Below are 20,311 nucleotides of genomic sequence, written 5' to 3' on the forward strand. Positions count from 1 at the left end.
GGAACGGTTGGGATGCAACTTCATGCCAACAAAAAGGGCGGCCCACATGTGGCCGCCCTTAATCTGATTATTCAATACAAGTTTCAGTGATGGACAAGTTTCAGTGATGTTGAGCCGGAGCTGGCTGACCGCCCTCTTCCTGCTCTGGCACGAACTCGCCTTCCACGTCTTTCTTTGCAATGAATGTGTAGAACATCGGCACCACGAAAAGCGTGAAGACTGTACCGACGGTGATACCGGTGAAGATCACCAGACCCATCGAGTAACGAGCCGCCGCACCCGCGCCACTTGCGATGATCAGCGGAACAACACCAAGCGCCATAGCAGCCGTCGTCATCAGAATCGGTCGCAGACGGGTTTCTGCGGCGATGATGATGGCTTCACGACGCGAATGACCATGCAGACGGCGTTGCTGATTGGCGAACTCCACCATCAGAATGCCGTGCTTGGTTATCAGTCCCACAAGTGTGATCATGCCCACCTGCGTGTAGATATTCAGTGTACCCAAACCCAGATTAAGCGGAACGATAGCACCGAAGATCGAAAGCGGAACCGACATCATGATGATGAATGGATCACGGAAGCTTTCAAACTGCGCCGCCAGCACGAGATAGATCACAATGACGGCGAGGCCGAAGGCGATCATAATCGTGTTACCCTGTTCGACTTCCAGACGCGACTGACCGGAATAGTCGAGGAAGAAGCCTTCCGGCATCTTCTGCTGCGCCAGATTGACGAGTGTCTGCAGGCCCTGACCTGTTGTGACACTTGGCATAGGCAGAGCGGAAATCGTAGCCGAGTTGAGCTGATTGAACTGCTCAATCGCCGCAGGCGAAGCATTCGTCTTGATCTGGATCACCGACGACAGAGGAACCATCGAACCCGAAACACTGCGAACATAGAAATCGCCAAGCTTTTCGGGATTGGAACGATAGATGTCCGGCACCTGACTGATGATGTCGTAGCTGTTTGAATCGCGGTCAAACTGGGCAATCTTTGCACCACCGGTCAGAAGACCAAGTGTCGAGCCAATATCACTGACCTGCACGCCAAGCGTTGCAGCACGATCGCGGTCGATTGTGATCGTAGTCTGCGGCGCATTATAGGACATAGAGTTCTGAACGATGATGAACTGGCCAGTTGCCTGTGCTTCGTTCTTGATTTCCTCAGCAAGTTCGAAAACCTGATCCGAAGGACCTGTCGACTGAAGTGCAATCGAGATCGGCAGACCGCCGCCCGTCCCCGGCAGGGAAGGTGGTGCGAAGATAAAGGCTTCAACACCGGCAACCTTGCTCAGACGACCGGTCAAATCCTGCTGGATTTCCTTCTGTGAGCGTGAACGTTCCGACCAGTCCTTCAACACCCAGAGCGCAATACCTGAATTCGTACCGCCATCCATACCAACGATTTGGAAGCGTGTGTCCAGTTCTGGAAGATCCTTGGTCAGACCATCGATCTGCTCGGCATAGAGATTGGTGTATGCAGAAGTCGCATATTGCGGAGCCTGGAACATCGAGAACAGTGCACCGGAATCTTCTTCAGGTGCCAGTTCGGTCGATGTGTTCACAAACAAGAAGCCTGTAAGACCGACCAGAGCAATAACAATCATCAGTGTGATCGGGCGATAATTAAGCGACCCCGACACCATGCGATGATACCACCTCTCGAATCTCGAGAAGGTGCTGTCGATGAACTTCTGGAACCGCGATGCTTCGCCATGTTTGAGCATACGCGCGCACATCATCGGCGAAATCGTCAATGCCGCTACACCGGAGATGATAACCGCGCCTGCCAGTGTGAAAGCAAACTCGCGGAACAGCGAACCGGTCAAGCCGCCGGTAAATCCGAGAGGCGCAAACACCGCTGCCAGCGTGATCGTCATAGCGATAATCGAGCCGGTGATTTCCTTCATACCTTTGAAGGCGGCATCCATCGGACGCAATCCTTCTTCGATATGACGGTGAATATTCTCCAGCACCACGATAGCGTCGTCGACCACCAGACCAATCGCCAGAACCATCGCAAGCAGCGATAGAAGATTGATCGAGAAGCCGAAGATATAAAGGAAGAAGCAGACACCGATCAGCGAAATCGGGATCGTTACGATTGGAATAAGAACCGAGCGGAACGAACCCAGGAAGACGATGATGACCAGAATAACAATGGCCACAGCTTCGCCGATGGTCGAGAACACTTCCTTGATCGAAGAGCTGATCTGCTCGGTCGCGTCATAAACGAGATCAAGCGTCATGCCTTCAGGCAGCGATGCCTGGATCGACGGTAACTCCTTGCGAACGGCATTCGCCATATCGATCGGGTTTGCAGCAGGCGTCGGATAAACGCCAAGAAACGTACCGGCTGACCCATTGAACGCAACAATCGTATCCGTGCTCTTTGCAGCCAGTTCGATTTTTGCAACGTCGCGCAGACGTACGACTTCATCGCCGGAAGTCTTGATCGGCATCGCGCCGAAGGCTTCAGGTGTCTGCAGGGTCGATTCCAGCGTGATCGAAGACGATACATACTGGTTCTTGGTTGTGCCGGGCGCAGACAGGAAGTTCGAAGCATTGATAGCGGCCAGAACTTCAGGCGCCGTAATTTCGCGTGCAGCCAACTGGATCGGATCAATCCAAACACGCATCGAATAGACCTGGCCACCGAGAATTTCAGCCTTTGCGACGCCCTGGATAGTGGACATACGAGGCTGAATAACCCGCTCCAGGTATTCCGTGATCTGTTCGCTGGTCATATTCGGGTTTTGCGCTGCCAGATACATGGTAGCGAAACTCTGGCCCGTTCCCTTGACGATAACCGGATCATCCGATTCAGTTGGCAGATTGCCACGAACCTGATTGACCTTGGCGATCACTTCGGTGAGTGCCGCATCCGGATTTGCACCAAGTTTCATCTGAACCGTCACCGTGCTTGATGATGGACGGCTGGACGACGTGACGTAGTCAATGTTTTCAGTGGTCGCTACAGATTCAGCGATTGGCGATGTGATAAAGCCCTGAATGAGCTCAGCGCTCGCGCCCGCATAAGCCGTAGTAACGGTAATAACGGTTTCATCGACCTTTGGATATTCACGCACACTAAGCTGCGCGATACCCTGAAGCCCGAGAAGAATAATCATGAGAGCGACCACGGTAGCAAGTACGGGTCGCCGGATGAAGATATCGGAAAAGCTCATCTTGCTCGCCTATTACTTGTCAGCCGCAGGGAGCGGATTGACTGTGTTGTCGATCGTAACAGCAGCTCCTGGCGAAAGCCGGTTCTGACCTGCACTGATCACGATATCGCCCGCCTTCAGACCATCGGTAATTTCTACAACGCCGCCATAACGACGACCGAGTTTGACGAAGACCTGCTGAGCGACAAGCTTTTCAGCTTGCCCTTCGGGAGCCTTCTCGCCTTCCTTCGGCTGTTGCGGACGAACAGCATAGGCATAATCGCCATAAAGGCTGGTCACGATTGCAGTCTGAGGCAGCGCAAGAACATTGTCTTCCTGCGGAAGCTCAATGCGGACCTGAACGAACTGGCCAGGTACCAGGCGCGGCTCATCGTTCTGAACCTCTGCACGGACCGAAACCAGGCGGCTTGATGGGTCGATCTTCGGATCAATACCAACAATCGTTCCATTGTAATTGAGTTTATCTGCGCTTGGACCGACCTTCACAACCTGGCCGAGTTTGAGCGACGTCAGGGATTGCTCCGGTACGGTGAAATCAATCCGCATCTTGTCAATTTCCTGCAAGGTGCCGATTACGGTACCGGGCGTCAGATACTGGCCAAGATCGACTTTCGAAATACCGATAATGCCATCAAAGGGAGCAGTAACGGTCTTCTGGTCAAGTACGGCCTGCATTCTCGCAACAGTCGCCTGTTTGGCACTTGCCGCAGCAGCGGTTGTATCGACATCAGAAACTGCACCAACACCGCGCGCGCGCAGTGTTTCAGCACGCTTCAGGTTCTGATCTGCCAGAACTGCTTCGGCCTTGGCGGCCACCAGATCGGCAGTCTCAATGCTGTTTTCCAGTTCAAGCAGAATGTCGCCCTGCTTCACTTCCTGATTGGCCTTGAAGTTGATTTTATCAACGATGCCATTGACCTGAACGGTGAGATCAACACCATTGGTCGCGTTCGCAGAACCGATAGCTTCAATACCGGGCGTCCATACGCCCGGCTCCAATGTAACAGTTGAAACCGTCTTGGCAGGCTGCTGCATATTGGCGAAGAAATCTTTAATCGCCTGCGTTCTGAACAGGTTAAATCCAACAAGCCCCCCCACGACGATCACGAGGAAAATTATTGCCAGAATAAGGCGTTTGATCATTGCGGATGCACTCCAGGGCGTCGTTGGCGTGCTTCCTTTATGTTCCTCACAATTTGGTCGCACGTATTTTACTTGAATATCAGATGAAAATAACTGTACCGTCTGGACGGTATTGTCAACTATGGAACTGTCAGGAGACCCAAGGAATTGCACACAAAGAATAAGGTCTCTTCGCGAGAGCGCATATTGCGCGCAGCCGTTGAACTCGCTCAAGAAGTTGGACCCGCACATATATCGCTTGATGCAGTGGCGGCCCGCGCAGGCCTCTCAAAAGGAGGATTGCTTTATTCGTTTCCAACGAAAGCAAAGCTGCTTGAAGGTGTTGTCGAAGAGTATATGAAAGAGCATGACCGGGCGATGAATGTTCAGGAGAACCTTCAAAGCGGTGATAAAAACCGTGTTGCGCGTGCTTTTTTTGATGTTTATCGCGTTCAGGCAGACGATGAACCGCCAGCCAGCGGAATTCTGGCTGCACTGGTCGAAAACCCTGATTTTATGATCCCGGTCAGGCATTATCACAGAGCCTTGCTGGACAGGATGCTGAAAGATGCGACCGACGATAATCTTGTTTTGATTACCTATCTGGCGCTTACAGGTCTGGAATGTGGACGTTTGCTCGATTGTGATATCGTCAGTGATGAAGAGCGTCACTCGGTTATCTGTCGGCTCGAGAAGCTATTGGAAGCTGGTTAACCCCATCTGCGACCGATAATTGATACAAAAAACGCGCCATAAATGGCGCGTTTTGTTTGTAACGAAGATGAAGTTACAGGGCTGGAATGTCGCCCCTCTCCCATCCGGCTGTCGTTTCAGCGGCAAAATCTTCAAAGCGCCCTTCGGCGATTGCCGCGCGAATGCCCTGCATCAGATATTGGTAATAGGCCAGATTGTTCCATGTCAGCAGCATTCCGCCCAGTGCTTCACCCGATTTGACCAGATGATGCAGATAGGCGCGGCTGTAATCACGCGTCGCCGGGCAGTTTGATTCTGGATCAAGCGGACGATGATCATCGGCATGACGCGCATTGCGCAGGTTCACTTTACCAAAGCGTGTAAATGCCAGACCATGACGACCGGCACGCGTAGGCATCACGCAATCGAACATATCGATGCCGCGGGCAACCGATTTCAGGATGTCATCAGGTGTACCAACGCCCATCAGATAGCGTGGCTTTTCTGTAGGCAGGATTGGGCAAACCACTTCGAGCATCTCGAGCATGACATTTTGCGGCTCACCAACGGCCAGACCACCAACGGAATAGCCTTTGAGGTCCATGGCTTTGAGCGCTTCAGCCGAGCGCTCACGCAGGCGCGCATTGTCACCACCCTGCACGATGCCGAACATCGCCTTCCCAGCCTGTGTGCCGAACGCCACCTTGCAGCGTTCTGCCCAGCGCAACGACAATTCCATTGCGCGTTCGGTGTTCTTTTCAGGCGATGGCAGCGCCACGCACTCATCGAGCTGCATCTGAATATCGCTATCGAGCAGCCCCTGAATTTCGATGGAGCGCTCAGGCGTCATTTCATAAGGCTTGCCGTCGATATGTGAACGGAACGTCACGCCGTTTTCATTAAGCTTGCGCAACTGCGCGAGCGACATGACCTGAAAGCCACCGGAATCCGTCAGAATCGGGCCTTTCCAGCCACCAAACTCGTGCAGACCGCCGAGACGCGCCACACGTTCAGCACCTGGACGTAGCATCAGATGGTAGGTGTTGCCGAGGATAATATCGGCGCCCAAATCCTTCACCTGATCCATATACATGGCCTTGACGGTTCCGGCTGTGCCAACCGGCATGAAGGCAGGCGTCCGCACCACGCCGCGCGGCATGGAGATTTCGCCCTGACGCGCTGCGCCATCACGCGCAAGCACTTTGAATTCAAAATTTTCGCTGGTCATGCCGTGTCTCTAATATCTCAAGCTCGTTCAAGCAAGCTTGCATCGCCGTAGGAATAGAAGCGGTAGCCCGTCTCAATTGCGCGCTTATATGCTTCCTGCATTGTGTCGAAACCGCTGAAGGCCGAAACCAGCATGAAAAGTGTCGAGCGCGGCAGATGGAAATTGGTCATCAGCAGATCGACTGCACGGAATTTGTAGCCCGGCGTGATGAAAATATCGGTAGGGCCTGCCCACGGGCGAATGATGCTATCTTCACCGGCAGCACTCTCGATCAGGCGCAGTGATGTCGTACCAACACAGATCACTCGACCGCCACGCGCATGAACAGCATTGAGCGCATCCGCCGTCTCTTGCGAAACATAGCCGATCTCGGAATGCATCTTATGGTCCACCGTGTCGTCGGCTTTTACCGGCAGAAACGTGCCCGCCCCCACATGCAGCGTCACGAAATGTTCTTCGATGCCACGATCGCGGATTTTTTTGAGCAGATCAGGTGTAAAATGCAACCCGGCGGTTGGTGCAGCAACAGCACCTTCTTCCCGCGCATAAACAGTTTGATAGTCGCTGCGGTCGCGCTCATCTTCAGCGCGCTTGGATGCAATATAAGGCGGCAAAGGAATATGGCCGACGGCGGCAATCGCTTCGTCAAGCATAGCGCCGGAAAGGTCGAAAACCAGCAGCACCTCGCCCGCATCGCCTTTCTCGGCAACGGTTGCATCGAGCGCCCCCATGAAGCAGCTTGAACCTGAATGGCCAAAACGGATGCGGTCGCCTTCCTTCACGCGCTTGGCAGGACGCAGGAATGCTTTCCAGCGATCAGGGCCGGTGCGCATGTGAAGCGTAGCACTCACCTGCGAAATATTGCCTTCGCGCTCGCGCATACCTTCCAGCTGCGCTGGAATGACTTTTGTATCATTGAAAACGAGCGCATCACCCGGCTGCAACAGATCAGGCAGCTCGAATACCTGTCGATCTTCGAATGGCTGACCGGGACGCACACGCAAAAGCTTGGCGTGGTCGCGCGGCTCGGCTGGACGCAGAGCAATGCTCTCTTCCGGCAAATCGAAATCGAAAAGATCAACACGCATCATAAACCTCATCAGAGCACTTCCGTCGGAATGTCACGACCGGAAATGCATCAAAGCAAGAGCGGCCCCGGCAAAACCGGAGCCGCTGTATTTCTATAGTAACGACAGAATTAGATGTCGGCAGCGATACGTGCAGTTACAATCGTGTCCGGATCAGTAACAGGTTCGCCGCGCTTGATCTTGTCGACATTGTCCATGCCTTCAATGACCTGACCCCAGACGGTGTACTGACGGTCAAGCCATGGAGCATCGGTGAAGCAAATGAAGAACTGCGAGTTAGCCGAATTCGGGTTTTGCGAACGAGCCATCGACGCAGTACCGCGCTTATGCTGGGTGTTCGAGAATTCAGCCTTCAGATCAGGCTTGTCCGAACCGCCCATGCCAGCGCGCGAGCCATTGAAATGTGCGCCGCCGGTCTTGCCGAACTTAACGTCGCCGGTCTGAGCCATGAAACCGTCGATAACGCGATGGAACACAACGCCGTCATAAGCGCCTTCGCGTGCCAGTTCCTTGATGCGCTCGACATGGCCAGGAGCTAGATCAGGGTAAAGTTCGAGAACAACATTGCCCTTGGTGGTTTCAAGAACGAGTGTGTTTTCCGGGTCTTTGTAAGCCATCGGGCCTCTCCTATTGAGCGTATCCCCAAAAGTTTGCCCAAATGCTTGAATCATTTTTTGGGACAGGGATACGTGTTGAATTTAGAGCGCATCCCGAAAAGTATGAAACGGCTTTCGGATAAGATGCGCGTTAAAACAGATATTTAGAGCGCCGATCACTTTCAATCAGATCGAAAAGCGCTCTAAAACTTATTTCTTGTCGATCGTGGCCTTGATGATCTTGTCAGGGTTTTCTACCGAACCATTGTCGGATTCACTACCCTTTTTGATCTTATCAACCACGTCCATGCCACTGACAACTTTGCCAACAACAGTGTACTGGCCGTTCAGGAATGAACCTTCGTTGAACATGATGAAGAACTGCGAGTTGGCGGAATTCGGGTCCTGGCTGCGCGCCATACCAACCGTGCCACGCACAAATGGTTCCTTTGAGAATTCAGCCGGAATGTTCGGCAGTTCAGAACCACCGGTGCCAACGCGCGATGCATTGAAGCCCTTGTCGATGTTACCGAACTTCACATCACCGGTCTGAGCCATGAAACCAGGAATAACACGGTGGAATGCAACGCCATCGTAAGCGCCTTCCTTCACCAGCTTTTCAATCTGTGCGACATGCTTTGGCGCAAGATTTGGGCTCAGCTCAATAGCGACATTGCCATCTTTGAGCTGCAGATTGAGGGTGTCAGCAGCAAAGGCCGCACCTTGAGAAAGCGCAACAATAGCAGTTGCGGCGAAAGCCGAACGGATGAATGACATAATCGAGAAACTCCCTGAATCAGGATTTGAATTTTGCTTCCAGTGCTGTGGCTACCGCGACTGGAACGAAGGGCTTGATGTCGCCTCCCATAGAGGCAATCTGACGAACCAATGTGGCAGTAATCGTGCGCACGGCTGGATCGGCAGGCAGAAAAACAGTCTGGAGTTCCGGTGCCATTGTGCCATTCATGCCAGCCATCTGCATCTCATAATCGAGATCGGTGCCGTCACGTAATCCACGAACCATGAGCTGCGCGCCATGTTTACGTGCGGCATCGATCACCAGATTGTCGAAGGAGATCACAGATAGTCGATTGGCATCCTTACCCAGAATAGGTTTGGCGCTCGCACCGATAAGCTCGACGCGTTCCTCAAAACTAAACAGTGGTTTTTTGCCCGGATGCACACCAATGGCGACAATAACCCTGTCCGCAAGGCGCAGCGCACCTTTCAGCACATCCATATGGCCATTGGTCACCGGGTCGAAGGAGCCAGCATAAATCGCGATCGTCATTTCTTCCAGCTAGCCTTTTCTCGTCAGATTTTCAACAACAACCACAATTGGAAAGAAATCAGAAACCAAGAAAACAGATGAATGCGATATGAACAACGATTTCACGACAAGTTCACAACCGATTTACCAGGATAGGCGCAAGTTTGGTGCAACCTTTTCGCTTCTCAAGCGTATCTATAACGAAAGGATACCGCGATGATGATATTTCTTCTGGCATTATCCATGATGGTAGCGATGGCTGCATCGGCGATTGTATTGCTTCTGGAAGAGAACGAAGCGAAGCGCCAACGCGTACGTCCCGCCGCTTTTAATCTGAGCACCATGCGTAAGCTCAGATCGCATTAAGTTCTGTTTTGAGTTTGCTGAGATCGCCAGTTCCCTCCAGTCCTGGCATCTGAAAAAAGGCCGATGTTGAACCATCGGCCTTTTTAATTAATTCAAGGATCACCCGATACTGTAAGCACCGGGCTCTCGCTTATTCCTCACTTGGGGCTACAGGCGCTTCACCTTCAGAGGCAGAATCACCAGCCTCCGCAGCACCATTTTCTTCGTCGCTTTCTGTTTCTGAAATGCGCTCGACCGAGACGACCTTCTCGCCGTCAGCCGTGTTGAAGATTGTGACACCCTTGGTCGAGCGTCCAGCAATACGTATGCCGCCAACCGGCACGCGGATCAGCTGACCACCATCGGAAACCAGCAGGATCTGGTCACTTGCTTCAACCGGGAACAGAGCAACCAGCTTGCCGATTTCGTCGGTTTTCGAGGTATCAGTTGCACGAATACCCTTACCGCCACGGCCGGAAACGCGGAACTCATAAGACGAGGAACGCTTGCCGTAACCATATTCACTGACCGTGAGAACGGTTTCTTCGCGTGCCTTCAGTTCCTGATAAAGCTCTTCGGAAAGATCGGCTTCCACGGCAACTTCTTCACCGACAACAACGATATCATCCGCGTCGTCAGCACCCTGCGCACGGCGTTCGGCAATCGAACGCTTGAGATAGGCAGAACGGGTCGATGCATCCGCATCCACATGATGCAGGATCGCCATCGAAATGACCTTGTCGCCATCCGCCAGATTGATACCGCGAACACCGATCGAATTACGGCCTGCAAAGACGCGAACATCGGTAACAGGGAAGCGAATACACTGGCCACCGGCACAGGTCAGAAGGACGTCATCGAATTCGGTACATGTATCGACCGAAAGGATTTCATCGCCTTCTTCTTCCAGCTTCATCGCGATCTTACCATTACGGTTGACCTGAACGAAGTCGGAAAGCTTGTTACGGCGAACCGTACCGCGCGTGGTCGAGAACATGACGTCGAGGTTTGCCCAGGATTCTTCATCCTCCGGCAATGGCATGATCGTAGTGATGCGCTCGCCCTGCTGTAATGGCAGCATGTTGATGAGTGCCTTGCCGCGCGACTGCGGATTACCCACCGGCAGACGCCAGACTTTTTCCTTATAGACGATACCGCGCGAGGAGAAGAACAGCACCGGCGTATGTGTATTGGCGACGAACAGACGGGTTACGAAATCCTCGTCCTTCGTTGCCATGCCGGAGCGACCCTTGCCGCCGCGACGCTGCGCACGATAGGTCGCCAGCGGCACACGCTTGATGTAACCGGCATGGCTGACGGTGACGACCATATCTTCGCGAGCGATGAGGTCTTCATCATCCATTTCAGCGCCGCCAAGACCAAACTCGGTGCGACGCGGCGTGGCGAACTCGTCACGTACGGCAATCATCTCTTCTTTGACGATTGTCATGACGCGAATGCGCGAGCCAAGAATATCCAGATAGTCACGGATTTCTTCGCCGATCTTGTTCAACTCGTCCGCAACTTCGTCGCGGCCAAGTGCTGTCAGGCGCTGCAGGCGCAGATCAAGAATGGCACGTGCCTGCTCTTCCGAGAGGTTATACGTGTTGTCTGCATTGATCGCGTGACGCGGGTCGTCAATAAGACGGATCAACGGCGCAACATCGGCTGCAGGCCAGCGACGTTCCATCAACTGCTCACGAGCGGTCGCCGGATCCGGCGCACGACGAATGAGAGCGATAATCTCGTCAATATTGGCGACTGCAATAGCCAGACCAACCAAGACATGTGCACGATCACGTGCCTTGTTGAGCAGGAATTTCGTGCGACGCGTAACAACTTCCTCGCGGAAGGCGACGAAAGCACGCAGCATATCGAGAAGGTTGAGCTGTTCCGGCTTGCCACCATTCAGCGCCACCATGTTGCAGCCAAACGAGGTCTGCAACGGCGTGTAGCGGTAAAGCTGGTTCAGTACGACATCGGCAACAGCATCGCGCTTGAGCTCGACCACAACGCGGTAGCCTTCGCGGTCGGATTCATCGCGCAGATCGGAAATGCCTTCAATACGCTTGTCGCGTACCAGTTCGGCCATTTTCTCGATCATCGAAGCCTTGTTCACCTGATAAGGAATCTCGGTGATGATAATAGCTTCACGATCGCCACGCATCGGTTCAATCGCTACGCGACCACGCATGATCACCGAGCCACGACCCGTAGTGTAGGCAGAATTGATGCCAGCGCGTCCGAGGATGATACCGCCGGTCGGGAAATCCGGACCGGGGATGATCTCCATCATTTCTTCCAGCTCAATAGCCGGATTTTCGATGAGTGCTACGCAACCATCAATGACTTCGCCGAGATTATGCGGTGGAATGTTGGTCGCCATACCGACCGCAATACCACCCGAACCATTGACGAGCAGATTCGGAAAGCGCGCAGGCAGAACCATAGGTTCACGCTCGCGGCCATCATAGTTGTCCTGAAAATCAACCGTATCCTTGTCGATATCCGACAGAAGGGATTCCGTGACCTTTTCCAGACGGCATTCGGTATAACGCATCGCCGCTGGCGGATCGCCATCGATGGAACCGAAATTGCCCTGCCCGTCCACAAGTGGATCACGCAGCGAGAAGTCCTGCGCCATACGCACGAGGGCGTCGTAAATAGATGCGTCGCCATGCGGATGGTACTTACCCATCACTTCACCGATCACACCTGCCGATTTACGGTAGGGACGATTGTAAGCGAGGTTCATCTCGTTCATGGCATGGAGAATACGCCGGTGCACAGGCTTGAGGCCGTCACGCACGTCAGGCAGAGCGCGACTCACGATAACGCTCATTGCGTAATCGAGATAGGAGCGCTGCATCTCCTCAATAATGGAAATTGGTTCGATACCTGTAGGGCCGCTCGGGCCACCATTCATATCGTCGGAACCAGGTGGAGGCGTTTGATCTGACACTATTCAGATATCTTTCTCAACAGAATCGATAAAGTCACTTTATAAAGTAAAACGGTACAAAACGCCAATTTCACGACCATTTCAACCAGCTTATTTCCTTTATTAAATCAACAGCTTAAAAGATATTCACATAAAGATCGCGCAATGATGTTGCCGCAAAGCGTGCTTTCCGTCGACCATGCACCTCTCATCGGCTACAATCCGTTTCACAATTGAAGCAAAGAATACCAACAAAAGGGGCGAGTTTAGCATGGGGTTCTACGATACGGTTTTCAGCGCCTTCGTCACCCTCCTCGTCACCATTGATCCGCCCGGTCTTGCGCCGCTATTCTTGGCCCTCACACCCGGCATGGACCGCAGCCATCGCAGTCAGGTTGCCCTGCGCGCGTCCATCATCGGTTTCATTGTCATGGCGCTGTTTGCTATTGCGGGCGCACAGATACTGGGCATGTTCGGCATCAGCATTGGTGCTTTCCGCGTTGCGGGTGGCTTGTTGCTGTTCTGGATCGCTTTCGAAATGATTTTCGAAAAACGAACCGAGCGTAAGGAAAAGAGCGCCGAGGTTGCCATCACCAAGGATCATATCCGTAATATCGCCGCCTTCCCGCTCGCCATTCCGCTGATCGCAGGTCCGGGTGCTATTTCGGCTATCGTGCTGACATCAGATTCGTTTGACGGCATCGGTCCCCGTGCCGCCCTTCTCGGCGTCATAGCCGTCTGTTTGCTGATTACCTATTTCGTGTTGCTGCTCGCAGAACGCGTCGACCGGTTTCTTGGCGAAACCGGCCGTTCTATTCTGACCCGCCTTCTCGGCGTCATTCTGGCTGCACTTGCGGTTCAGTTCGTTGCAGATGGCGTCAAGACACTCATCAGCGGCTAAGCTGATTTCTGCGCCTTCTTGCCAATCATCGCATGACGAAGCTTGGACGAGAACCAGTCGATAACGGCGACCGCCACGAGGATCATGAGGATCAGGAAAGAAACGTCCTGAAGGTTCAGAACCTTGATCTGTTCCGCCAGATGCGCACCGATGCCGCCTGCGCCGACAATACCGATGATCGTCGCAGAACGGGTGTTTGACTCGAAGAAGTAAAGCACCTGACTGCCCATGAGCGGCAGAACCTGCGGCAGCACGCCAAAGCGATAGCCGTGCAGCCTACCGCCACCCGACGAGACCACCCCCTCGACCGGCTTCTTATCGGCGCCTTCAATGGCTTCCGAGAACAGTTTGCCGAATGCGCCGAAATCCGAGCAGGCAATTGCGAGAATACCGGCGAATGGTCCGAGTCCCACCACCGATACCCAGATCAGCGCCCAGATCAGCGTATCGACGCCACGAATGGTATCGAGGAAACGACGGATGCCGAAATGCATGAAGACGTTGGGAATGATGTTCTTCGCCGCCAGAAAACCGAATGGAAAGGCAAGGATCGCCGCTAGCAATGTGCCAAGATAGGCGATTGCCAGCGTTTCCATCATCGACCAGAGATAGAGGCTGAAACGACCACCGGACGATGGCGGCATCATCATCAAGGCGAAATCACCGAGACGACCAAGGCCGTTAAGGATACGCAGCAACGAGAAATCGAGCCAATAAAAAGCGAACCAGACCGAAGCAACCAATGCTACGGTTAAAATCGCCAGATTACGCCACGCGCGCGCGTTTCCAAACAATTCGGCATGTTCTGCCCGAAGTTCCTTTTCATGCGCATGCGCCTCACGGGAGAGACTTTGTGCAATATCGGTCATAATTCTCTCTTTTGTTTGAGCATGATCTTTTCCGAAAACCGGTTCCCACTTTTCGGGATCACGCTCCTCAACCAATACGGCCCAGAAGCGCGTGGCGAATACGCTGCGTAATGAGATCGATGGCAACAATGGTCACGATAATCAGAAGCAGGATGGCGCTGACATCGCTGTAGTAAAACTGGCGGATCGATGTGAGCAATTCCTGCCCGATACCACCTGCCCCGACAAAACCCATGACCGAAGCACCGCGCACGTTGATTTCAAAGCGTAGCAGGCCATAGGAAGCAAAATTTGCGGCCACCTGTGGAAGCACGGCAAAGCGGATGACCTGAAAACCGGAACCACCCGATGCACGAATGCCTTCCACCGGACGCATATCGATGTTCTCAACAACTTCGGAGAACAGCTTGCCCAGTGCACCCGTTGTGTGAAGCATCAGCGCCAGCACACCGGCCATCGGTCCAAGACCGAAAGCGATGACAAACAAAAGCGCGAATACGATTTCGGGAACCGTACGCAGCAGCTCCAGTCCACGACGAACAACGAAACGCACCGTCGAATTGGGGGCCATATTGGATGACGCCGCAAATGACGCGGCAAAAGCGATGATGCCGCCGATCAATGTTGCCAGATAGGCAATGAGCAGCGTCTCAAACAGCATCTTGAGCCAGCCGCCAAGGTTCCAGTACCAGGCAGCGAGATCGCCCCAGAAATTGGCAATCGTCAGATCCGGCAGAATGCGACCGAGATAGCTTGTAAAGCGAAAGAGATTTTCGACCAGAGTGCCCGGCCGAACATCGGCAACGACGGAGGCAGCAATGGCGACGACGACGAGCGCAAGGAGGAGCGCGATACCGTAGAGACGCCGTTTGCCGACTTCTCTCCGATAATCGGCAAGCAGGCTTTTTGCTCCGTTGCCGTCGAGTGAGGATACCGTCATGCGAGATTCCCTAACAAAAATGCCCGAAGCTTTTGCGGCTTCGGGCACTTCAATTGTTCTACGGATTAGGACTTGCGAGCCTTGTCGTTGAACTTGAGCATCTCGATGATTGGCTCATATTCCTTGGCTTCGGTCGCCACGAATTCCTGATCCTTGCCGTCGGAAAGGGCATCAAACCCAGCCTTGTCCTTCTTCGGCATGTCGAGGAAAGCCTGCTTGATGTCGGCCTTCAGCTGGTCTGGCAAAGTGCTGAGAACAGCGAACGGACCTTCAGGAAGGAAGTCCGACTTGAAGATGACGCGGAAATCATCCTTCGTCATTGCCTTGCCGTTTGCATCTTTCAAAACGCCACGGCTGACCATGCGGGTCAGGTTGGAATCGTCTTCCGAATTCCACGAATTTGCTGCTGCATCTGCTGTGCCCTGTGCGAGAGCGAGAACTGCATTTTCATGGCTGCCAGCGAAGAAGTTTTTACCGAAGAACGTATCGACGCTATAGCCTTCGCGGTTGAGGAAGAAGCGCGGTGCATTGTTGCCCGAGGTTGAGTTTGGATCAACCAGAGCAATCGCTTTGCCCTTCAGGTCATCCATCGTCTTGTATGGGCTGTCATTGAGCACATAAACAACCGAATAGTAACCGTTGACGCCGGTGTTGTGGCGCTGATTGACAAGCGGCGTGGTTTCAACGCCGGTCATGACCGCGCGGGCATAAGAAGCCGGGCCATAGAATGCGATCTGGATGTTGCCAGCGCGCTGGCCTTCGATAACAGCGGCATAGTCATTAGCAACGCGCAGCGTGACCTTCGTGCCGAGTTCCTTGCCGAGATAGGCAGCCAGAGGCGCATAACGGTCGGAAGTGGTCGAAGCATTTTCCGCCGGGATCACACCCAGAACGATTTCCGGATAATCCTTGCTCCAGTCTGCAGCCTGCGCAGTGGAAGCCATCATTGGCATGGTCAGCGTAGCGGTGAGCGCAGCAGCCGCCAGAAAGTTTCTATGGTTAAGCATAGTTATCTCCTGTTAATCCCTGATTTTGGAGCGTAATTTTTCCGGAGCGTTGCGTGCTCAGGCGGAAAGCTGGCGCAGAACGGCTTCTGCCGACTGCGGAACTGGCGTTGGCATTGTTTCAGCCTGTCCATCGGCATCGATGACGTCATCGGCTTCCATGCCGTAAAGGTCGCGTGATGCCATATCTGTCAGCATCGACGGTGTGCCGCGGAATACGATCTTGCCTGCAGACATGCCGACGAGGCGGTCGCAATAGCTGCGTGCGATATCGAGCGAGTGCAGATTGCAGAGAACCGTGATGCCATATTCGCGATTGATGCGACGCAGAGCGTCCATGACGCTGCGGGTATTGCGCGGATCGAGCGATGCAATCGGCTCGTCTGCGAGAATGATGCGCGGCTGCTGCACAAGAGCACGGGCAATCGCCACGCGCTGCTGCTGGCCGCCCGAAAGTTCATCGGCGCGATGCGCGGCGAGATGCGCAATATCGAACTGCTGCAGAGCGGAAAGCGCGATCAGGCGTTCTTCGTCGCTCCAGATACGCAGGAGCGACTTGGGCGTCGAAACATAGTTGAGACGCCCCATCAGAACATTGGTCAGAACATCAAGACGATCGACCAGATTGAAATGCTGGAAAATCATAGCGCATTGTGCGCGCCAATCGCGCAGTCCCGACCCCTTGAGCCCGGTTACGTCGCGACCATCCCAGTGAATTGTTCCCTCTGAAGGCTCAACAAGGCGGTTGATCATACGCAGAAGCGTCGACTTGCCAGCGCCCGAGCGCCCGATAATTCCAACAAACGAGCCCGGCTCGATTTCGAGATCAACACCCGAAACCGCCACCTTATCATTATAGCGGCGCGTTACGTTTTTTAGTTGAAGCATGAATTCATCTCCATTCATGCTCACTATTGATCCGTTCAATGACACTGCAATGAACGGACCATGACGTTTGTGTAAACTTACATTTCGCTTTAAGTTCTTAATTTAGGCGATTGTTTTAATACTAATTTCTTGCAAATGGCGTAGGAAAGCATCTGTGGAAGCAGCGACTTCACCCGAATTGTCTATTATGACAACATCGTCAGCCCCGTCATCAAAGCTCACTTCACGCGCAAGCCGCGCGGTGATTTCTTCCCGGCTTTCACGACCACGCGATGCAAGTCGTTCTGCCAGAACTTCCGGCGTCGCTGAAATGACAACCACCGAACGTTCGGCATAAAGCCTGCGGATATCGCCAAGCACGCGCCGTGAGACATTGGCAATCACCACAGTACCCTCAGTGATCTCGTCATCGAGCGATTTCGGCAATCCATAGTTCAGACCATGCGCCCGCCAGTGCAGGGCGAAAGCACCCTCGTCTGCGGCTTTCGTAAACGCGGTTTCATCCAGACTGTCATGATCTTCCGTGCCCGGCATTTGCGGGCGAGTGATGATCCGGCGTACAAAATGAAACCGCGTGTCGCCCGCAAGAGCTACACGCGCTGCATCCAAAATCGTGTCCTTGCCGGCCCCACTGGGACCGACAACGGCAACGAAACAACCCTTGAACTCATTTGCAGCCTGCATCACAAAACACGCTCACCTTCGCGCCAGACAGTGCGCACAACCGGAATTGCACCTTTCGGGCGCACCCGAACCAGATCGGCGCGCTTGCCGATGGCGATTTCGCCGCGATCATCCATAGCCATCGCGTCGGCAGGGTTCTTGGTCACAAGGCGGACAGCCTGTGGCAGCGCAATCGGACGCTCGCCCGAAGCAAGACCGAAAGCCGACTGAATAAGGCTGAACGGAATGTAATCCGAAGACAGGATGTCGAGACTGCCATTATCGACAAGATCGCGTGCAGCGATATTACCGGAATGCGAGCCACCGCGCACGATATTGGGCGCGCCCATCAGGATCGAGAGGCCTGCTCCCTTCGAGGCATTGGCAGCTTCCATCGTCGTCGGAAACTCGGCAATCCGCACACCATGATCAAGCGATTCATCGACGTGATTACTCGTCGCATCGTCATGACTCGCCAAAACGATACCGCGATGAGCCGACAAATCGGCTATCGCGCGACGATGTTTGGCCGAATAGGCGTCCGAATCCGCCATACGTTTCTCACAATGCACCCGGAACTCCTCATCCGTGAGCTTCATCTTGCGCATGTAATAAGTGCGATAGGTCTCAAGATCAACGAATTGACGCTGTCCCGGTGCATGATCCATCAGCGAAGCGAGTTTTACACGGTCATCGCCCGCGAAAAGCTCGAATGTCTCAAGGCAATCAGCAGAGGACACTTCACAACGCAGATGCAAAAAATGGTCTGCACGCAGCCGGTTTTCGCGGACACCGCTTTCGATGGCATCCGCAAGCATCCGCATATCCTTGCCGACGAAGTCGCGGTCATAGTCGGAACCGACGCGCATCGCATCAAAAACCGTCGTGATGCCCGATGCTGCAACCTGCGCATCATGCGCCTGAACCGCTGCATCGACATTCCAGCGCACTTTCGGACGCGGCGCATAATGGCTTTCGAGCTGGTCGGTGTGCAGTTCGATAAGGCCCGGAATGACATAATCACCATCCATGTCATCGCCGCCATTGGCATAGCCTTGATCGATGGCTGCAATTTTGCCATCGCGGATCAGGATAGAACCGGAAACAATCTCATCCGCGAGCACGATCTGTGCATTTTTCAGAACGATTTCATTGGCCATTGGATAGCTCTTTCATGACCGCATTCGTATTTGCGGCCGTTTCATATTTCGAGAGGAAAGCTTCGATATCGAGCGCACGGAAATCATCGAGCGCTTCGTGCAGACGCTCATGGCTCCAGTCCCACCAGGACAGCCGGTCCAGACGACTGCCGGTCGCAGCGTCAAAACGTTCGCGAATGAGACGCGCAGGCACACCGCCAACAATCGTATAGGGTGCAACGTCCTTGCTCACGACCGCACCGGCACCGACAACCGCACCATTGCCAACGCTCACACCCGGCAAAATTGTGGAGCCATGGCCAAGCCATGTGTCGTGACCGATCTTCACCGCATTGCCACGACGCCACTCGAAAAACTCCGTCTCATCCTTTTCTTCCGGCCAGTAATCACCGGCGCGGTAGGTGAAATGATGCAGCGTCGGACGCCATGTCGGATGGTTGGTGGCGTTGATACGCACATGGCTGGCGATATTGGAAAACTTGCCAATCTCCGCGCACCATATTTCGCAATCGACGCCGAGATAGGAATAGTCATTGAGCACGGTTTCCGAAACACGGCTGCGCTCGCCGATCTCTGTATAGCGACCGAGTGTGCAACCACTGACGATAGCGGTTTCATGCACCAGTGGCTCCAGCGAGAGCTTGGTCATGCAGCGGCCCTCGGAGAGAAAGCCGTCACGTCAATAATCCGGTCGGCAACTTCCGTGCGCACATCTTCATCGTGAAAGATGCCTAGCATGGCGACGCCCTGCTCCTTCTTGGTCTTGATGAGATCAACCACGACAGCCCGGTTCTTCGCATCGAGCGAAGCGGTCGGCTCATCAAGCAGCAACACCGGATGATCCGTGATGAAACCGCGCGCGATGTTTACACGCTGCTGTTCACCGCCGGAGAAGGTTGCAGGCGGCAAGGCCCACAGCCGTTCGGGCAGATTGAGCTGCGCCAGAAGTTCGCTCGCACGGTTGCGGGCAATATCGCGATCCACACCACGAGCCACTAGCGGCTCTGCAACGACATCGATTGCCGCAACGCGAGGCAGCGTGCGCAGGAACTGACTGACATAGCCAATCGTATCGCGACGCACTGCCAGCACTTCACGCGGATCGGCCGTTGCCAGATCCACCATACGGTCTTCGTGACGAATGAGGATCGAGCCTGCATTCACCGCATAGTTTCCGTAGACCATCTTGAGAATGGAGCTTTTACCGGCACCCGAAGGTCCACCAAGCACAGCGCATTCGCCAGATTCAAGAGCGAAATCCACACCGCTTACGACCGGCAGCTGAATACCGCCCTGCAAGTGCATCGTGAATGTCTTCGCGAGGCCCGACACGGCCAGCGGAGAGGATGTTTTAACTTGTGTCATTTCTCACCTCGCGCATGAAGTTTCGCTAATTTACGAACAACACGCTGC

The 20,311-nt window shown here is 53.9% G+C and carries 19 protein-coding genes; 3 read left to right on the forward strand and 16 right to left on the reverse strand.

From position 1 onward, the window contains the following. Window positions 1-100: 100 nt before the first annotated feature. Both C9380_RS06520 and C9380_RS06525 read right to left on the reverse strand, forming a co-directional pair. Complete coding sequence (locus tag C9380_RS06520) at window positions 101-3,190, reverse strand: efflux RND transporter permease subunit (protein WP_128093248.1); 3,090 nt, start codon at window positions 3,188-3,190, stop codon at window positions 101-103. Between the two features lie 12 nt (window positions 3,191-3,202). Continuing rightward, entirely contained in the window at window positions 3,203-4,333 is a 1,131-nt protein-coding gene (locus C9380_RS06525) for an efflux RND transporter periplasmic adaptor subunit (protein ID WP_024897158.1), read from the reverse strand. Window positions 4,334-4,480: 147 nt separating this feature from the next. On the opposite strand from C9380_RS06525, the gene C9380_RS06530 reads away from it, so the two are divergent. Continuing rightward, a complete protein-coding gene (locus tag C9380_RS06530) occupies window positions 4,481-5,026 on the forward strand; it encodes a TetR/AcrR family transcriptional regulator (RefSeq protein ID WP_024897157.1) in 546 nt (181 codons plus the stop codon). A 73-nt stretch (window positions 5,027-5,099) separates the two neighbouring features. On the opposite strand, the gene tgt is transcribed toward C9380_RS06530, so the two are convergent. The 5 genes from tgt to coaD all read right to left on the reverse strand — a co-directional run bounded on the left by tgt (window position 5,100) and on the right by coaD (window position 9,208). After that, window positions 5,100-6,233, reverse strand: a complete 1,134-nt coding sequence (gene tgt, locus C9380_RS06535; RefSeq protein ID WP_024897156.1) for a tRNA guanosine(34) transglycosylase Tgt — start codon at window positions 6,231-6,233, stop codon at window positions 5,100-5,102. A 17-nt stretch (window positions 6,234-6,250) separates the two neighbouring features. Then, window positions 6,251-7,321 (reverse strand): tRNA preQ1(34) S-adenosylmethionine ribosyltransferase-isomerase QueA, encoded by a 1,071-nt coding sequence (queA, locus tag C9380_RS06540; protein ID WP_036567107.1) that lies wholly within the window; start codon window positions 7,319-7,321, stop codon window positions 6,251-6,253. A gap of 110 nt (window positions 7,322-7,431) precedes the next feature. Then, window positions 7,432-7,938, reverse strand: a complete 507-nt coding sequence (locus C9380_RS06545; RefSeq protein ID WP_024897155.1) for a peptidylprolyl isomerase — start codon at window positions 7,936-7,938, stop codon at window positions 7,432-7,434. A gap of 189 nt (window positions 7,939-8,127) precedes the next feature. Beyond that, complete coding sequence (locus C9380_RS06550) at window positions 8,128-8,694, reverse strand: peptidylprolyl isomerase (protein ID WP_024897154.1); 567 nt, start codon at window positions 8,692-8,694, stop codon at window positions 8,128-8,130. A 19-nt stretch (window positions 8,695-8,713) separates the two neighbouring features. Continuing rightward, window positions 8,714-9,208, reverse strand: coding sequence for a pantetheine-phosphate adenylyltransferase (coaD, locus tag C9380_RS06555; RefSeq protein ID WP_024897153.1), 495 nt, complete (start codon window positions 9,206-9,208; stop codon window positions 8,714-8,716). Window positions 9,209-9,403: 195 nt separating this feature from the next. Between coaD and C9380_RS26765 the strand changes: the two genes are divergently transcribed. Then, a complete protein-coding gene (locus tag C9380_RS26765) occupies window positions 9,404-9,553 on the forward strand; it encodes a hypothetical protein (RefSeq protein ID WP_164844637.1) in 150 nt (49 codons plus the stop codon). Window positions 9,554-9,683: 130 nt separating this feature from the next. On the opposite strand, the gene gyrA is transcribed toward C9380_RS26765, so the two are convergent. Continuing rightward, window positions 9,684-12,458 carry a DNA gyrase subunit A gene (gyrA, locus tag C9380_RS06565; protein WP_128093643.1) on the reverse strand — a complete coding sequence of 925 codons (2,775 nt, stop codon included), beginning with the start codon at window positions 12,456-12,458 and terminating at the stop codon, window positions 9,684-9,686. A 286-nt stretch (window positions 12,459-12,744) separates the two neighbouring features. Here gyrA and C9380_RS06570 point away from each other — a divergent pair, with 286 nt between their 5' ends. Further along, window positions 12,745-13,374 carry a MarC family protein gene (locus C9380_RS06570; protein ID WP_024897151.1) on the forward strand — a complete coding sequence of 210 codons (630 nt, stop codon included), beginning with the start codon at window positions 12,745-12,747 and terminating at the stop codon, window positions 13,372-13,374. Here the strand turns inward: C9380_RS06570 and phnE (C9380_RS06575) are convergent. The 8 genes from phnE (C9380_RS06575) to phnL all read right to left on the reverse strand — a co-directional run bounded on the left by phnE (C9380_RS06575) (window position 13,371) and on the right by phnL (window position 20,263). Then, the gene (gene phnE, locus C9380_RS06575) at window positions 13,371-14,243 is read right to left on the reverse strand and encodes a phosphonate ABC transporter, permease protein PhnE (RefSeq protein ID WP_024897150.1); all 873 of its coding nucleotides are present in this window, start codon (window positions 14,241-14,243) and stop codon (window positions 13,371-13,373) included. The genes C9380_RS06570 and phnE (C9380_RS06575) overlap by 4 nt on opposite strands. A gap of 67 nt (window positions 14,244-14,310) precedes the next feature. Further along, the gene (phnE, locus tag C9380_RS06580) at window positions 14,311-15,183 is read right to left on the reverse strand and encodes a phosphonate ABC transporter, permease protein PhnE (protein ID WP_024897149.1); all 873 of its coding nucleotides are present in this window, start codon (window positions 15,181-15,183) and stop codon (window positions 14,311-14,313) included. A 65-nt stretch (window positions 15,184-15,248) separates the two neighbouring features. Further along, window positions 15,249-16,190 (reverse strand): phosphonate ABC transporter substrate-binding protein, encoded by a 942-nt coding sequence (gene phnD, locus C9380_RS06585; protein ID WP_128093249.1) that lies wholly within the window; start codon window positions 16,188-16,190, stop codon window positions 15,249-15,251. Window positions 16,191-16,247: 57 nt separating this feature from the next. Beyond that, the gene (phnC, locus tag C9380_RS06590) at window positions 16,248-17,075 is read right to left on the reverse strand and encodes a phosphonate ABC transporter ATP-binding protein (RefSeq protein WP_128093250.1); all 828 of its coding nucleotides are present in this window, start codon (window positions 17,073-17,075) and stop codon (window positions 16,248-16,250) included. A 102-nt stretch (window positions 17,076-17,177) separates the two neighbouring features. After that, window positions 17,178-17,759 carry a phosphonate metabolism protein/1,5-bisphosphokinase (PRPP-forming) PhnN gene (gene phnN, locus C9380_RS06595; RefSeq protein WP_128093251.1) on the reverse strand — a complete coding sequence of 194 codons (582 nt, stop codon included), beginning with the start codon at window positions 17,757-17,759 and terminating at the stop codon, window positions 17,178-17,180. Then, window positions 17,759-18,898: an alpha-D-ribose 1-methylphosphonate 5-triphosphate diphosphatase gene (locus C9380_RS06600; RefSeq protein WP_105705908.1), complete on the reverse strand. Its 1,140-nt coding sequence runs from the start codon at window positions 18,896-18,898 to the stop codon at window positions 17,759-17,761. The genes phnN and C9380_RS06600 overlap by 1 nt, the downstream gene beginning before the upstream one ends. Beyond that, window positions 18,888-19,547, reverse strand: coding sequence for a DapH/DapD/GlmU-related protein (locus tag C9380_RS06605; RefSeq protein ID WP_128093252.1), 660 nt, complete (start codon window positions 19,545-19,547; stop codon window positions 18,888-18,890). Before C9380_RS06605 ends, C9380_RS06600 begins: the two co-directional genes overlap by 11 nt. Then, on the reverse strand, window positions 19,544-20,263 hold the full coding sequence (gene phnL / locus C9380_RS06610) for a phosphonate C-P lyase system protein PhnL (protein ID WP_024897143.1): 720 nt from the start codon (window positions 20,261-20,263) through the stop codon (window positions 19,544-19,546). Before phnL ends, C9380_RS06605 begins: the two co-directional genes overlap by 4 nt. Window positions 20,264-20,311 lie beyond the last annotated feature (48 nt).

This window comes from Brucella pituitosa, assembly GCF_003049685.1.
In the GTDB taxonomy this organism is placed as follows: Bacteria; Pseudomonadota; Alphaproteobacteria; order Rhizobiales; family Rhizobiaceae; genus Brucella; species Brucella pituitosa.

Coding starts and splice junctions, on each gene's coding strand:
- phnL (WP_024897143.1), bottom strand. CDS start 20,263: ATGACACAAGTTAAAACATCCTCTCCGCTGGCCGTGTCGGGCCTCGCG.
- phnE (WP_024897150.1), bottom strand. CDS start 14,243: ATGACCGATATTGCACAAAGTCTCTCCCGTGAGGCGCATGCGCATGAA.
- queA (WP_036567107.1), bottom strand. CDS start 7,321: ATGCGTGTTGATCTTTTCGATTTCGATTTGCCGGAAGAGAGCATTGCT.
- C9380_RS06570 (WP_024897151.1), top strand. CDS start 12,745: ATGGGGTTCTACGATACGGTTTTCAGCGCCTTCGTCACCCTCCTCGTC.
- C9380_RS06520 (WP_128093248.1), bottom strand. CDS start 3,190: ATGAGCTTTTCCGATATCTTCATCCGGCGACCCGTACTTGCTACCGTG.
- C9380_RS06600 (WP_105705908.1), bottom strand. CDS start 18,898: ATGGCCAATGAAATCGTTCTGAAAAATGCACAGATCGTGCTCGCGGAT.
- tgt (WP_024897156.1), bottom strand. CDS start 6,233: ATGACCAGCGAAAATTTTGAATTCAAAGTGCTTGCGCGTGATGGCGCA.
- phnN (WP_128093251.1), bottom strand. CDS start 17,759: ATGCAGGCTGCAAATGAGTTCAAGGGTTGTTTCGTTGCCGTTGTCGGT.
- gyrA (WP_128093643.1), bottom strand. CDS start 12,458: ATGAATGGTGGCCCGAGCGGCCCTACAGGTATCGAACCAATTTCCATT.
- C9380_RS06545 (WP_024897155.1), bottom strand. CDS start 7,938: ATGGCTTACAAAGACCCGGAAAACACACTCGTTCTTGAAACCACCAAG.
- phnD (WP_128093249.1), bottom strand. CDS start 16,190: ATGCTTAACCATAGAAACTTTCTGGCGGCTGCTGCGCTCACCGCTACG.
- C9380_RS06550 (WP_024897154.1), bottom strand. CDS start 8,694: ATGTCATTCATCCGTTCGGCTTTCGCCGCAACTGCTATTGTTGCGCTT.
- coaD (WP_024897153.1), bottom strand. CDS start 9,208: ATGACGATCGCGATTTATGCTGGCTCCTTCGACCCGGTGACCAATGGC.
- phnC (WP_128093250.1), bottom strand. CDS start 17,075: ATGCTTCAACTAAAAAACGTAACGCGCCGCTATAATGATAAGGTGGCG.
- C9380_RS26765 (WP_164844637.1), top strand. CDS start 9,404: ATGATGATATTTCTTCTGGCATTATCCATGATGGTAGCGATGGCTGCA.
- C9380_RS06525 (WP_024897158.1), bottom strand. CDS start 4,333: ATGATCAAACGCCTTATTCTGGCAATAATTTTCCTCGTGATCGTCGTG.
- C9380_RS06605 (WP_128093252.1), bottom strand. CDS start 19,547: ATGACCAAGCTCTCGCTGGAGCCACTGGTGCATGAAACCGCTATCGTC.
- phnE (WP_024897149.1), bottom strand. CDS start 15,183: ATGACGGTATCCTCACTCGACGGCAACGGAGCAAAAAGCCTGCTTGCC.